This window comes from Jeotgalibacillus salarius, from assembly GCF_004405125.1.
GTDB lineage: Bacteria > Bacillota > Bacilli > Bacillales > Jeotgalibacillaceae > Jeotgalibacillus > Jeotgalibacillus salarius.
This window is the reverse complement of sequence record NZ_SORX01000010.1, coordinates 1-13,358: the sequence shown is the minus strand read 5'-3', so window position 1 is coordinate 13,358 and position 13,358 is coordinate 1. Positions and strand designations below refer to the sequence as shown.

Sequence of the window (13,358 nt, the reverse complement as noted above, 5' to 3'; positions counted from 1 at the left end):
TGTGATCTCAGCAGTTGTTGTCCTGATCTCACTGCGCATGGTGCACACACCCGGCGCTCTTGTGCTGAGCCCCGGGTGTGCCGGTCCTAATCCGCAGTTCGATTGTCCATCCCCCGCACATCACAAAAAAATCCCCCGCAGCTGCGGAGGATTTTTTAAATTTAAGCTTTTACGCCCATCTCTTCTTCAACGACTTCAGCAATGCGGTTCACATACTCTTCGCAAAGCTCTTTTGTCGGTGCTTCTGCCATGACACGTACAAGCGGCTCTGTGCCGGATGGACGTACAAGAATGCGGCCGTCACCGTTCATTTCTTTTTCTACCTGCTCAATAATTGCCTTCACATCAGGGTTATCTGTCACGCCGTGCTTATCGCTTACGCGGATATTCACAAGCTTCTGAGGGAAGATTTCCATTTCAGCTGCAAGCTCAGACAGTTTCTTACCAGTCATTTTCATGATATTGACAAGCTGCAGACCTGATAATAGACCGTCGCCTGTTGTGTTGTAATCAAGGAAGATAATGTGTCCTGACTGCTCACCGCCAAGTGTGTAACTGCCTTTTCTCATTTCTTCTACAACATAACGGTCGCCGACTGCTGTCTGAATGCTCTGGATCCCTGCTTCTTCAAGCCCTTTGTGGAATCCAAGGTTACTCATGACAGTTGATACGACTGTATTTTGTTTCAGGCGCGATTCGCTCTTCAAATGCTTCGCACAGATGAACATAATCTGGTCGCCATCAACAATCTGTCCATTTTCATCCACTGCGATAATTCGGTCACCGTCACCATCGAATGACAGACCGACGTCTGCATTTTTTTCTTTCACAAATTCAGCAAGTGCTTCAGGATGTGTAGACCCTACACCTTCGTTAATGTTCAGACCGTTTGGTGATGCACCCATTGTTGAAAGGTCTGCATCCAGGTCTGCAAACAGATGTGTTGCTAAAGCGGATGTCGCACCATGCGCACAGTCGAGTGCTACATGAATACCGCCGAAGTCTTCATCTGCAATCTGCTTCAGATACTGAAGGTACTTCTGGCCGCCTTCAAAGTAATCTGTCACGATTCCAAGATCCGCACCGGTCGGGCGTGGTGTTTCGTCTGTCTCAGCATCAATCAGTGCTTCAATTTCATCTTCCTGGGCATCTGTCAGCTTAAAGCCGTCAGGGCCAAAGAATTTGATTCCATTATCAGGCACAGGGTTGTGTGAAGCTGAAATCATTACACCAGCCTGCGCACCCATTGCTTTTGTCAGGAATGCTACGCCAGGTGTTGAAATGACACCAAGACGCATCACTTCTGCACCTATTGATAAAAGGCCGGCTACAAGCGCACCTTCAAGCATGTGTCCTGAGATTCTTGTATCACGTCCAATTATCACTTTCGGGCGTGTTGTTTCTTTTGTCAGCACGTATCCTCCAAAGCGTCCAAGCTTAAATGCCATTTCCGGCGTAAGCTCAGCATTTGCTACTCCGCGGACTCCGTCTGTTCCAAAATATTTACCCATGATAAACATCGCTCCTTCTTCTAAACACCCTCGCAAGGGCTTATGCAGACGCCAGTGAAAATGTGATACTGGCCTGCGATAAAATATATGTCACATTGGAAGGTCCTTCAATCTGGACTTCCATCTCATGTTCGCCTTCTTCTAACCCGTCAGCATCTATATACAAAGCTACGTTGTCTTCTGACAACTCTTCCAGCGCTTCCGGTTCTCCGGTCACGCGTAAGTTAAGCTCCCCACTGGCTGGATTTAAATACGTTGCCTGCAGTTCATCGCCTGTATTTCTCATTTCAACAGGAAGAGCCGACAATGTCAGCTCTTCAGTCGAATCATTATTCTCGTTATTTTCATTATCAGAAGCAGTATCTTCTTCAGCAGGCTGCTCTTCGTCTTCTGTCACAGGGTCAGCTGCAGCACCCGCTTCTTCTTCATCTGTCTCTTCTGCGGATTCAGCAGATTCAGTAAACGAGACCACTCCTGCTACTGTTTCACTGGATAAGCTTGTCACACCATCCGGCACCGGAATTGGTACGTCTATCCGTGAACCGTCACTTGTGACGCCCGAAAGATCAAATGGTACTTCAATTTCACTGATGTTGTCAATCGTGTCTGCTGGCCCATAGATGGTTACAGTCTCTTCTGCAAGTGTAATGGACTCCAGTTCAAGGCCTTCTTCAGGCGTTCCGGTTGGCGCAGGAACAAGCGTTACTTCTTTGCTTGGCTGGGTCACACTGACATTCAGATCGACTGTCTGCGGTTCCACTGTAACCGGCAGCTTATCGAGGCTCGCATTTAACACCTGAACAGTAGACTCAATCGTCTGTTCATCTTCAACCTGACCTTCTATATCCACTGTTGCCCGCACATAACGGATTGACTCGATGACATTTCTTGCTCCTGTCACCTGCACCGTTTGAGGATCGGCTTCAATACCCTCAAGCTCAAAGCCCTCAGGAATAATCGACTGGTTGAATTCTGCGTCTACAGCGAATTCCTCTGTGACACGCTCATCAATCGTAACCGTTGCAACTGCCGGAGAAATCGTCACAGTCAGCTGCGATGAGAAACCTTCAGACTGCAGTTCGACTTCATGCGTACCAAGTTCTTGATCTGCAAGGTTTAAGAATACACGGAAATCCCTTACCGCATTCGTTCTGGTTACAAACTGAGTGGGACCTTGAATCGTAACGTCAACTGTACTCGGTACACCGGTCACAACAAGATCCTCTTCGTTATAAATTGTATCGACCGGAACGCTTTCGATCACTTCCACATCATTCTGGGAATTTGCAGAAGTATTCGTTCCTTCTTCTTCAGTATTCACTGTGATAAACATGAGCACAGCCACCAGTAAGGCAAAACCTCTCAGGAACCAGCGGCTTTCAAGGAATTTATCCATTATTCTTTTTCCCCCTCCAGTTCCATCGTGCTGAAGAGTCTGCTGTTTCCTTCTCGCCAAACCATTCACGGCGTATGATCTTGCTGAACTCTTCCAGTTCAAGATCACGTTGAAGCTCACCGTTAGCTGTAACGGAAATCGCACCTGTCTCTTCTGAAACCACGACTGTAATACTGTCGGTTACTTCACTGACACCAAGCGCTGCCCGGTGACGTGTACCAAGTTCTTTTGAGATAAATGGACTTTCTGAAAGCGGCAGATAACACGCAGCCGCCGCAATACGATTCTTCTGAATAATCACCGCTCCATCATGCAGCGGTGTATTAGGAATGAATAAATTAATTAACAGCTCTGAAGTAAGATTCGAATCCATTGGAATACCCGTTTCGATATAGTCTCCCATACCGGTTTCGCGTTCAAATGAGATCAGGGCACCAATTCTTCTCTTCGCCATGTAGCTGACTGATTTTGTCACAGCTTCTACTAGGCGGTTACGCTCTTCATCTTCCTGAAGATTCCCTCTGGCAAATAATTTCCCACGTCCCAGCTGCTCGAGTGCACGGCGCAGCTCAGGCTGGAAAATAATCATAATGCCCAGAACCCCCCAGAGCATGACCTGTTCCATAATCCACGCCAGTGTGTTAAAACCAAGCAACTCACTGAAAACGCGGATCACAACAATAACAAAAATTCCTTTTAACAGCTGTACAGCTTTTGTTCCTCTGATCACCGTGATCAGCTTATATAAAACAAACCACACGAGGAGTATGTCAATTGCATGAACAGCAAGGTCTAACACCGTCAAATCTGAAAACTGGTCGGCAAACGGCATGTGACTTCCTCCAATTATCTATTTAAAAAATCTCTTTTCATCTAACAAATTTAAACCATCTCATTATAACACAACCATACCGTCCAAGTCTTATGCTGATCTATTGAAATGTGAATTTAACGTGTGTCACAAAGCATGTAAATAGGGTAAAACCTCATCATTATTTAATACGGCACAGGCACGTCCATTTTCTTTTGCCTGATAGAGACGCGCATCTGCTAATGCAATGACGTCATCTACACTAATGCCTTCTTCACTTACGGCATGTCCGAAACTCAGACTTAAACGCCACTCTTCCTGCTTTACTTCAATCCGTTCCAATTCATTTCTCAACTCATACAAAAAGTCTTCGACATAAAAATCTTTCCCGGGAAATAAAAAGACAAATTCCTCTCCGCCATACCGAAATGCGGTGCCGTTATGTTCATGTGCCACTCTTTTCAAAACCGGACCGATCCAAGCCAGCACCTGATCTCCAAAAAGGTGGCCATACCGATCATTTGCCACTTTAAAGAAATCGATGTCACCAATCAGCAAGTGAAACGGTTTATTCTGCTGGTAAATCATTTTCATTTCTTCTTTGAAATAGCGTACATTATAAAGACCTGTCAGATCATCCAATTTCAATTCATTTCCCAGTGATGCTGCCTGAGTAAAATATCTGCGCTCTCTCAGCACAAGAACAGCACTGAAAGTACTCATCACAACAAGAACAAACGTCTGAACGGCCCCGGTCACAAGCGCTTCTGCTGTGTAACCTGTTGAATAGTAAGGCGATGACCATAATCCAATAATCAAAGCTGATGTCATCCAAATCGCTCCACGTTCTTTCCAGTGGACCATTGCATGCATCAGAATCACATACATGATTGGCAGAAAATCACTTTGAATGCCTCCAGTAATGGCAATCAGCCAGACGTAGGCACCATAGTCAATCCATACACCGCTTCTGAAAAGCAGCGGAAAAAAAGCCTGTTTCTTTTCATTCACCTGAAGCTGCCATTGTGCAATCACCGTAAACAGGAAAAATAAAGAGACGAGCCAGTAAAAAGATTCCCCCTCGTACCCTATTCTTTCATTTAAAAAAGGAACCCAGTAAGTCACAATCACACCAACTAAAAATATCCACCTCAAATAAGAGAAGATCTGTTCCGTCTTAATATCTTTCAATCTTTCAAACCCTCCTCCATCTTCAAAGTAAATTTCACTATACACACAATATTTATTTACCTATATTTATCCATTATGTAATGTTTATTAGGATATTAACTGTAATATCATCATATAAGAATTCTCGAAATAATAATAGTAATTTTCAGTAATTTCCAAAGAAATTCATTGCATATTTGTTTTCTGTCAGCATACATTCAGTTTGAACATTAGCTTTGTTTAAGTTGGCTGATGATTTCCGTTTCAGGGGGAGGCTCACCGCCGGCCGCCTGAAGCGCACTGAAACGAGCAAAAGGGCGAGACATTTTTTATGTCCCACCCTCATCTTTTACTAACCTTATTCATCACTGCCAAAGCTTCCAAGCTCTTTGGCTGCTGATTTTATTGAATACCAGAGCCATTCGAATGCCTGGTCAATTTCTTCAATCTCACCTGTAACCCCGCCGGCGCCTGCCATATACTGCTGGCCGTTCACGATTGTTACATCACCTTCTACAGTTCCTTCAATGCGAAGGTCCCCGTTGCGCACTGTCAGATCACCCTGTACGGTTTCTCCTTCAGGTACAACAACTGTATTACCTTCTACTACAACCTGTTCGCTCTGTGTAAAGGACAGTTCTTCTCCACCGTTCCAGTTTGTAAATAAACTGCCGCCCATCAGCACAAAGAATACAGCCACTGCTGCAAGAAGAGGGTGTCGGTGGAACCAGCGCTCCACGCCTGCTTTCTTCTTTTCTTTCGGTAATTTCGCCATCACGTTCTGCGTGAAATTACCAGGTGCCTGTATATGTGAAGTGCTTTGAACAAGCGCAACCGTCTTTTTCAATTCATGAAAATGAGTTTTGCACGCTTCACAAGACTGAAGGTGCACCTTTAACTCCTTTTCCTTTTCCTGTGAAATCTCTTCATCTAAATAATCATGCATCATAAGCACGATGTTTTCAGGACAAGTGTTCACTTAACTCACCCTCTCCTATATTGATCTTAATTGTTTCCGAAGCGCTTCTCTGCCTCTGTGTATTCTTGTTTTTACCGTTCCAATCGGCATATCAAGAATTTCACTGATTTCTTTCAGAGAAAGCTCCTCTATATATTTTAATACGATAACAGAACGATATTTGTCGGGTAATCTGGAAATTTCTTTTTGAATTGATTCCTGCAATTCCATTGATTCCACTTCTTCCTCGGGAAGAGGATCGTCTGTCTGTACCTGTGAATACATGGTCAGGCCGTCTGTTCCGGAGACTTCTGCATCCAGATAGTAGTCAGGTTTCTTCTTTCTGATCCGGTCAATGCACAAATTAGTCGCTATACGGAACAGCCACGTTGAAAATTTCCGATCAATATCAAACGTGTGAATGTTCGTATAGGCTCTGATAAATGCTTCCTGTGCGATGTCCTCAGCTTCATGGCGATTGCCAAGCATTCTGAAGCAGACGTGATACACTCTGTCTTTAAAGAGCTCCACGATTTCACCGAACGCATCCTGATCTCCCTTCCGCACCTGCTGTATTCGCTTTTTCACTATGGATTCCATTCTTCTTTACCTCCGCTCCATGCGGCTCTAACCTATTTACGTAAATGTTGCGCAAAAGGTTTCACGCTTTTTTATTTTTATTTCGAGATTTATTATGTAAATGAAATTTGCCGAATGTTCTAATAAGCAAGCACTTCTATTGTACTATTAATTCTAGTACAGTGTCATCCAATTATTACAAAAATGATAGAAAATTTTGGAATAGCGGTGGGGGGTATAAGGGGATTTGGTAGGGGTTCCGGAGATTTTCGTCGTAGTTCCGGGAATTACCCCGCTCGTTCCGGAAATATCGTGGGTCGTTCAGAAGATTTTACAGGTAGTTCCCTAAGTCATGTCATTAGACTCACCCGTATTTCATAAAAATGCCGCCTGCAACGTCCGCAGGCGGCACATCTGATTATAGAAGCTTCTCGCCAAACAATGACCCTACCAGTGCAACTGCCACTGTAGCTGTCATGTTTTTCTCGTCTAAAATCGGGTTTACTTCTACAAATTCAGCTGACGTCAGGATATCAGCTTCAGCAAGCATTTCCATCGCAAGGTGACTTTCGCGATAGCTGATGCCGCCGATTACTGGTGTACCAACGCCTGGTGCATCATTTGGATCAAGTCCATCAAGATCAAGAGACAGGTGGACACCATCTGTGCGTCCCTTCAGGTAATCAATTGACTCTTCCATTACCTTCGTCATGCCCATACGATCCACTTCATGCATCGTGTACACACGGATTCCTTTTTCCTTAATCAGCTCTCTTTCACCTTCATCAAGTGAACGGGCGCCGATAATCACGATATTTTCAGGCTTCACTTTTGGCGTGTAGCCATGGATATGAACAAGGTCTTCGTGACCAATTCCAAGACTTACGGCAAGTGGCATCCCATGGATATTACCTGATGGAGATGTATCACCTGTATTCAAATCACCATGCGCATCGTACCAGATGACACCAAGGTTTTCATAGTTACTGCTGATGCCCGCAAGCGATCCGATCGCAATACTGTGATCTCCGCCGAGAATTAACGGGAAGTCACCGTCTGTTTTAACTTTTTTCACTTGATCTGCAAGCGCTGTGCTGCCTTTAACGACTGCATCAAGGTTTCTCAGGTTTGTATTTGCTGTATGCACACGTTCGGGCTGATCGATCTGAATATCACCCAGATCCGTTACTGTATGGCCAATTGCCTCCAGGCGTTCAAGCAAGCCTGCATAACGAATTGCACTCGGTCCCATATCAACTCCGCGGCGCATTTGTCCCAAATCCATTGGTACGCCTATAACTGAAATGTTCTTTTTCTGCATCTCTTTGTACCCCCTGTAATTTGTCTCACTCCGCTATTGTAACGCTTACATTTCAAATGGTTCAACTGCGCAGGATAATGTATGAATATGCATGGGAGCTTGTGTGAAAGTATTTACGTTCGATTTGCAAGAGTGGTTATTTAATTAAGTATGGAGATGATTCAATAAATGTTAGTGGTGTTTCAATTAACCATTCAAAACTTGTCACATAACCCTCAGACTCTTACCTTCATTCAGCTAATACCGAACCCTTTTAACGCAGACCTCTACTTCTATTCATCCTGAGGGAAGCACATAACTAAAGCCCTTATCGTTCACCATCGAACGATAAGGGCTTTTGCGTGTAAATTATTTCACAACCATCACTGGCGCATCAATATGCTTCACAAGCTTGTGGCTGACGCTGCCAAGTACCATCGTCTGGAGCTTATTGCGTCCGCGGCTGCCGACTAGTACAAGGTCGTAGTCATTGCTGTTTGCATGATCAATCAGCGTTTCCTCCGGATCACCGTGCTCGATAATCAGGTTTGCCTTGATCCCTTCAGCTTCAACCAGCTCCACACTTTCTTTAAGCTTTTTCTCACGTTTAAAGCTTGCCGTATCTGAATCTCCGTAGTGAAGCACATCAGCTTTAGATGTCTCTCCATCTACCACATACATCAGATCAATAATTGCTTCTTCATCTTTACCTGCAATGTCGATGGCCTTTAATAAAGCTCTTTTTGCATGTTCCGAACCATCTGTAGCAACTAATAATTTTTTCAAATTTATTCTCTCCTTTAACCGTAGATGTTAATGATCTGCACCTTTTGTAATTCCACCGATTTTGTCCATCAGTTCGGTGCTTTCAATATTCAGCCCTTTTTTGATTACATGTGTACCGTGCTGTTCAAATTTGGCTTCGATTTTATCCAATGCGCCTGCTGCTGAATCATCCCAGAGATGAGCATGGGTGAAATCAAGCTCTACTTCTTTGATCTCTTCACTGAAGTCAAACTTCGTCAGGAATTCTGTTACAGAAGCGAAGAACAGCTGCCCTTTAATATAGTATATACGCTTATCTCCACCGTCGACCAGCAAAGACATCACTTTTACTTTTGAAATTTTCGCCGCAAAGAATAATGCGCTTAATACGACACCTGAAAGTACGCCAATTGATAAGTCATGTGTGTAGACAACCACTGCGACTGTAACGACCATTACCGCAACATCTGATTTTGGTACGATATGCAGTGTTTTTAATGATGACCAGTCAAATGTACCAATAGATACCATAATCATCACACCTGCTAGTGCTGCCATTGGAATCTGAACGACAATGTTTCCTAATACAATGATTAAAAACATTAATACAACACCGGCTACCAAGGATGATAATCTCCCTTTCCCTCCGGATTTTACATTAATAACAGATTGCCCGATCATCGCACAACCGGCCATACCACCAAAAAATCCAGTTGTGATATTCGCAATACCCTGTCCACGGCTTTCCATATTCTTATCACTTTCCGTATCCGTTGCATCATCAACAATTGAAGCAGTCAGAAGCGACTCCAACAGCCCAACAACCGTGAGAGCAAGTGCATATGGGAAGATGATCTGAAGTGTTTCAAAGTTCAGTGGAATATCAGGAATCAAAAACATTGGCAATGTTCTTGTTAGCTCACCCATATCACCAACCGTTCTCACGCCGAAATTCATGAAGATCGCTAATGCCGTTACAACAATAATTGCAATTAGCGTCGAGGGGACTGCTTTGGTTATAAGCGGAAGCAGATATATAATTGCTAATGTCAGTCCAACTAGCGCAAACATGACCCACGTTTCATCTACAAAATGCTGCAACTGTGAAGTAAATATCAAAATTGCCAATGCATTAACAAAACCGACCATCACAGATCTCGGAATAAACTTCATATATTTCGCTAATTTAAACACTCCTGCCAGGACCTGTAAAATACCAGTTAACACTGTTGCTGCGAGCAAATACTGCAATCCGTGTTCTGCCACTAGTGTAGTCATTAATAAAGCCATCGCACCAGTAGCCCCCGAAATCATACCCGGTCTCCCACCAACAAACGCGATCACAACCGCGATACTGAACGAAGCGTATAACCCAACCATCGGGTCAACCCCAGCTATAATCGAAAAGGCAATAGCTTCAGGAATTAACGCGAGAGCAACGACTATACCAGCCAGTACATCACCCCGAACATTCCCCAACCATTCATCCTTAGAAAATACCTTTCTCATTTTTTCTACCTCTCTTCCTTATATGAATTAAAAAAAAAGACTTTTGAGTCTCACAAAAGTCTTCATCCGTTCGTAAAACAACTATTCATTTATAACATATTATACTCAATTATAAAAGACTGTATTTAAATATAATCTATTTTTTACAAACTGCTATTCCTAATTGATAATTCATTTGCTCTCTGTACGGCTCTACCAAAACACCTGATTGGAAGTAGAATTCTTTTTTGTGGTAGTCATACTGATCAAACAGCTCCCGGAACTCCTGCCTCGTAATCTGGTGAACGTGAAACGGAGATGCTGATGGCTTGCCCCTTCCCTGACCAAATGGTGTAGAAAGCAAAAGGGTTCCGCCTGGTTTTAACAGACGATACAGGTTTTGAAGAAAAACTTCTTCTTCAGCAATATGTTCATAGGTTTCAAATGACAGAATACAATCAAACTGACCCAGCTCCTCAGGCAGTTCAGGATCTACCGCATTATGCACCTTATAAGAAATCAGAGGGTGGTAATAACGACCTCTCGCATAGGTTACGGCTTCTTCAGACAGATCCACCGCAACCATTTCATCGATCTTTCTCTTTGATTGCTTTGCTGTCATCTGACTGCCATAACCCGAACCGCAGGCAACATCAAGCACCCTCCCTTTCACGTAAGGATAAGAGAACTGATAGCGCGCCATATGTTCAAGCAGCATTTGATTAGAAGGCTTCATATTATCAGGTATGATTCTTTCACCGGTATCAGTCAGGTTCATCAATTTATTCCCCTTTTATTCTGATCCTTCTTAATATCCCTTAAGTGGACCAGTTCAATCATTGGACTGCCTTCTTCTCTTTTCAATCTACAAAAATATCTGCGATCTATTTTCATCACTGTCCAGGCAGTTCCGTTATAAAAAATGTAATCACCTTCACGCATTTGTGATACTCCTCTTTTTAACTTAATTAGATCAAGTTATATTCATATACATTCAAATATAACAGAATTCAAATATTTTGACATTAAAAAAACTCAGGTGTTTTACGCCTGAGTTTTATTTAACCACCACTACTGGTGCGTGAACATATTTAACAAGCTTATGACTGACACTGCCTAATAAAAACTTTTGGACTTCACTTCTGCCTCTGCTGCCGATGACTACCATGTCATAATCCCGTTCGTTGGCAAACGCAATAATGGCTTTTGCCGGTTCACCGTGAACAATATGATAGTTTGCTTCTACACCTGCTTCTCTGAGCGGTTCACCGAGCGCTTTGAGTTTTTTCAGACGCTGATAATTAGCAGTATCTGTATCACCATACTGAAGCACATCAGATTTCGATTTTGAACCATCAACCGCATAGATCATATCTACTGTTGTCTGTTCTGATTTCTTCGCCAGTTTAATTGCCTTTTCAAGTGCTCTTTTTGAATGTTCCGATCCATCCGTCGCAAGAAGAATTTTTGTCATATACATTCGCTCCTTTATCCAGTCAACATTGGCTGAACGTTGCGTTTAAATCAAGAAAGCGTTTTCAATAGTATACTTGAACAAAATTTGAAATACAATCTGCAAAAAACTCTCTGAAGATTCTTTTTGATCAATCATAAGTTGGTTTGACCGGTTGCTTAGCCAGCAGTGAGCAAAGAATACCGATCGCAGGAAATACGATGGAGATCCATATAATCTCCTCATAACCGCCGAAATAGTCGTAAGCTACCCCAAAAGGCAAAGGTCCGATTGCTGAACCCAGGACCATCACAGAGGTTGCAAGACCCTGTATACTCCCCAATGCAGCCCGACCGAAGTACTGCGGCCACACATAGGAAAGTGCAATTCTTTCAAAGCCATTGCTAAGCCCCCAGACAATCGTAAACACAACAGCCATTGCAAAAGTCGTTGTGATATCAAGCATAGCCAATAGCACGATCTCTAAAGCAAATATAAAAGCCAAAATATAATTGACCTTCACACGATCAATCACGCGTCCCGCAATTAACGTAATTGGAAAACCAAGAATCGCCATCCCACTCAGAACGAACGCAGAAACCCCCGCACTTAAGCCATTTTCTCCAAAAAGTGCGATCAGATGAAACGTAATCGCTGTGTTAATTAATGCAGGGATTCCTACACAACTTAAGATCAGCCAAAAAGCTTTTGTGCGCCTCGCTTCAGCAAATGTCCAGCGCTGTTCAACCTCTGGCTCTTCAACTTCAGTTTCATCACCCTTTGGCTTCCTGACAACTGTATGACCATCAGGAAGCATGCCCACATCTTCAGGACGATTTCTGACAAAGAATAAAGCAAGCGGAGTAAAGACGACCAATACAACCACTCCCCACAACACCCACGTTGCCTGCCAGCCAATTTCGCCAACCAGCCATACATTGACCGGTGGAAAAGCCGCAGAGCTCGCAAAACCGCCTATTGCCATATAGCTGAGCGCTTTCCCTCTTTTCGTCATGAACCACTGTGGAATCAACGTATTAGGAATCAGTGTCATGGAACCCTGACCAAATAAACGTAACATTAAAACGCCAAAGAAAAGCATCACAAGATTAGTTACCATACTGTTAAAAAAAGCAGCCATTGCCAGCATGATCGACACAATCACAACCATTTTACGCTGGCCCAGCTTATCAATTAACCGCCCCATAAAGAACATACAAAACGCAGAAACAAGTGTTGCTGCTGAATAAATTGAAGATACCTGTGTCTGACTCCAACCAAAATCCTCTATGTATTGATCAATAAAAACTGAGATAAAATACGTCTGTCCCGGACCTGAGAAAAACACGCCGAGTCCACCGATTAAAACAATTAGCCAGCCATAAAAAAAAGGCGTATTTACCGGTACAGTATCATTGCGCCCAATCCACTTCATTTAAACCCTTCTTTCCTCACGTTCTTTCGCTTAACGTAATACTTGTTTCAATTCACTCATTTTCTCGCATTAACGCATAAAAATCAAATGGACTATCGTTTTACTAACATGAGGCTTTCTAGTAAACTGTAAACAGACCACTTTTGGAGGCTTTCTATGACTCACGAAATTATGACGGTTGCACAGGTGGCTGAATATCTTCAGCTGAGCGAAATGACTACTTATAAATTAGTGCAAACCGGTAAAATACCAGGCTTTAAAATCGGTCGCCACTGGCGCGTTAAGCGTTCAGATCTGGAGACATTAATTGAGCAACTGAAAAAAGATACAGTTTACGAAGATAACGTGTAACACTACCTGGTTTTGGTAGCGTTATTTTTCTTTCAGGATACAAAAAAACTTCCCAGCGATATAGTAATCGCTGAGAAGCTTTGTGAGTGAGCCATGAAGGACTCGAACCTTCGACCCTCTGATTAAAAGTCAGATGCTCTA

At 43.2% G+C, this 13,358-nt stretch carries 14 protein-coding genes; 1 reads left to right on the top strand and 13 read right to left on the bottom strand.

From position 1 onward, the window contains the following. Window positions 1–161: 161 nt before the first annotated feature. From glmM to E2626_RS14170, 13 genes are all read right to left on the bottom strand, one after another. Entirely contained in the window at window positions 162–1,511 is a 1,350-nt protein-coding gene (gene glmM / locus E2626_RS14225) for a phosphoglucosamine mutase (RefSeq protein ID WP_134382454.1), read from the bottom strand. Window positions 1,512–1,551: 40 nt separating this feature from the next. Then, window positions 1,552–2,907: a CdaR family protein gene (locus tag E2626_RS14220; protein ID WP_134382453.1), complete on the bottom strand. Its 1,356-nt coding sequence runs from the start codon at window positions 2,905–2,907 to the stop codon at window positions 1,552–1,554. Next, on the bottom strand, window positions 2,900–3,739 hold the full coding sequence (gene cdaA / locus E2626_RS14215) for a diadenylate cyclase CdaA (RefSeq protein ID WP_134382452.1): 840 nt from the start codon (window positions 3,737–3,739) through the stop codon (window positions 2,900–2,902). Before cdaA ends, E2626_RS14220 begins: the two co-directional genes overlap by 8 nt. Window positions 3,740–3,865: 126 nt before the next feature. Continuing rightward, a complete protein-coding gene (locus E2626_RS14210) occupies window positions 3,866–4,909 on the bottom strand; it encodes a GGDEF domain-containing protein (protein ID WP_134382451.1) in 1,044 nt (347 codons plus the stop codon). Between the two features lie 337 nt (window positions 4,910–5,246). Next, window positions 5,247–5,837 (bottom strand): anti-sigma factor family protein, encoded by a 591-nt coding sequence (locus tag E2626_RS14205; protein WP_134382450.1) that lies wholly within the window; start codon window positions 5,835–5,837, stop codon window positions 5,247–5,249. A gap of 45 nt (window positions 5,838–5,882) precedes the next feature. Further along, window positions 5,883–6,446 (bottom strand): RNA polymerase sigma factor SigW, encoded by a 564-nt coding sequence (gene sigW / locus E2626_RS14200; RefSeq protein ID WP_134382449.1) that lies wholly within the window; start codon window positions 6,444–6,446, stop codon window positions 5,883–5,885. 397 nt (window positions 6,447–6,843) lie between these two features. Then, the gene (gene rocF / locus E2626_RS14195) at window positions 6,844–7,746 is read right to left on the bottom strand and encodes an arginase (RefSeq protein ID WP_134382448.1); all 903 of its coding nucleotides are present in this window, start codon (window positions 7,744–7,746) and stop codon (window positions 6,844–6,846) included. Between the two features lie 348 nt (window positions 7,747–8,094). Continuing rightward, window positions 8,095–8,511, bottom strand: a complete 417-nt coding sequence (locus tag E2626_RS14190; protein ID WP_134382447.1) for a universal stress protein — start codon at window positions 8,509–8,511, stop codon at window positions 8,095–8,097. 27 nt (window positions 8,512–8,538) lie between these two features. Then, window positions 8,539–9,999 carry a SulP family inorganic anion transporter gene (locus E2626_RS14185; RefSeq protein ID WP_134382446.1) on the bottom strand — a complete coding sequence of 487 codons (1,461 nt, stop codon included), beginning with the start codon at window positions 9,997–9,999 and terminating at the stop codon, window positions 8,539–8,541. A 136-nt stretch (window positions 10,000–10,135) separates the two neighbouring features. Next, window positions 10,136–10,756: a class I SAM-dependent methyltransferase gene (locus tag E2626_RS14180; protein WP_134382445.1), complete on the bottom strand. Its 621-nt coding sequence runs from the start codon at window positions 10,754–10,756 to the stop codon at window positions 10,136–10,138. Then, window positions 10,756–10,920: a hypothetical protein gene (locus E2626_RS17260; protein WP_166786837.1), complete on the bottom strand. Its 165-nt coding sequence runs from the start codon at window positions 10,918–10,920 to the stop codon at window positions 10,756–10,758. Before E2626_RS17260 ends, E2626_RS14180 begins: the two co-directional genes overlap by 1 nt. Window positions 10,921–11,035: 115 nt before the next feature. Then, window positions 11,036–11,452, bottom strand: a complete 417-nt coding sequence (locus E2626_RS14175; RefSeq protein ID WP_244094341.1) for a universal stress protein — start codon at window positions 11,450–11,452, stop codon at window positions 11,036–11,038. 130 nt (window positions 11,453–11,582) lie between these two features. After that, entirely contained in the window at window positions 11,583–12,866 is a 1,284-nt protein-coding gene (locus tag E2626_RS14170; protein WP_134382443.1) for an MFS transporter, read from the bottom strand. 156 nt (window positions 12,867–13,022) lie between these two features. Between E2626_RS14170 and E2626_RS14165 the strand changes: the two genes are divergently transcribed. Next, window positions 13,023–13,217 carry a helix-turn-helix domain-containing protein gene (locus tag E2626_RS14165; RefSeq protein ID WP_134382442.1) on the top strand — a complete coding sequence of 65 codons (195 nt, stop codon included), beginning with the start codon at window positions 13,023–13,025 and terminating at the stop codon, window positions 13,215–13,217. The last annotated feature ends 141 nt before the right edge of the window (window positions 13,218–13,358 follow it).

Coding starts and splice junctions, on each gene's coding strand:
- glmM (WP_134382454.1), bottom strand. CDS start 1,511: ATGGGTAAATATTTTGGAACAGACGGAGTCCGCGGAGTAGCAAATGCT.
- E2626_RS14220 (WP_134382453.1), bottom strand. CDS start 2,907: ATGGATAAATTCCTTGAAAGCCGCTGGTTCCTGAGAGGTTTTGCCTTA.
- cdaA (WP_134382452.1), bottom strand. CDS start 3,739: ATGCCGTTTGCCGACCAGTTTTCAGATTTGACGGTGTTAGACCTTGCT.
- E2626_RS14205 (WP_134382450.1), bottom strand. CDS start 5,837: ATGATGCATGATTATTTAGATGAAGAGATTTCACAGGAAAAGGAAAAG.
- sigW (WP_134382449.1), bottom strand. CDS start 6,446: ATGGAATCCATAGTGAAAAAGCGAATACAGCAGGTGCGGAAGGGAGAT.
- rocF (WP_134382448.1), bottom strand. CDS start 7,746: ATGCAGAAAAAGAACATTTCAGTTATAGGCGTACCAATGGATTTGGGA.
- E2626_RS14185 (WP_134382446.1), bottom strand. CDS start 9,999: ATGAGAAAGGTATTTTCTAAGGATGAATGGTTGGGGAATGTTCGGGGT.
- E2626_RS14180 (WP_134382445.1), bottom strand. CDS start 10,756: ATGAACCTGACTGATACCGGTGAAAGAATCATACCTGATAATATGAAG.
- E2626_RS17260 (WP_166786837.1), bottom strand. CDS start 10,920: ATGCGTGAAGGTGATTACATTTTTTATAACGGAACTGCCTGGACAGTG.
- E2626_RS14175 (WP_244094341.1), bottom strand. CDS start 11,452: ATGACAAAAATTCTTCTTGCGACGGATGGATCGGAACATTCAAAAAGA.
- E2626_RS14170 (WP_134382443.1), bottom strand. CDS start 12,866: ATGAAGTGGATTGGGCGCAATGATACTGTACCGGTAAATACGCCTTTT.
- E2626_RS14165 (WP_134382442.1), top strand. CDS start 13,023: ATGACTCACGAAATTATGACGGTTGCACAGGTGGCTGAATATCTTCAG.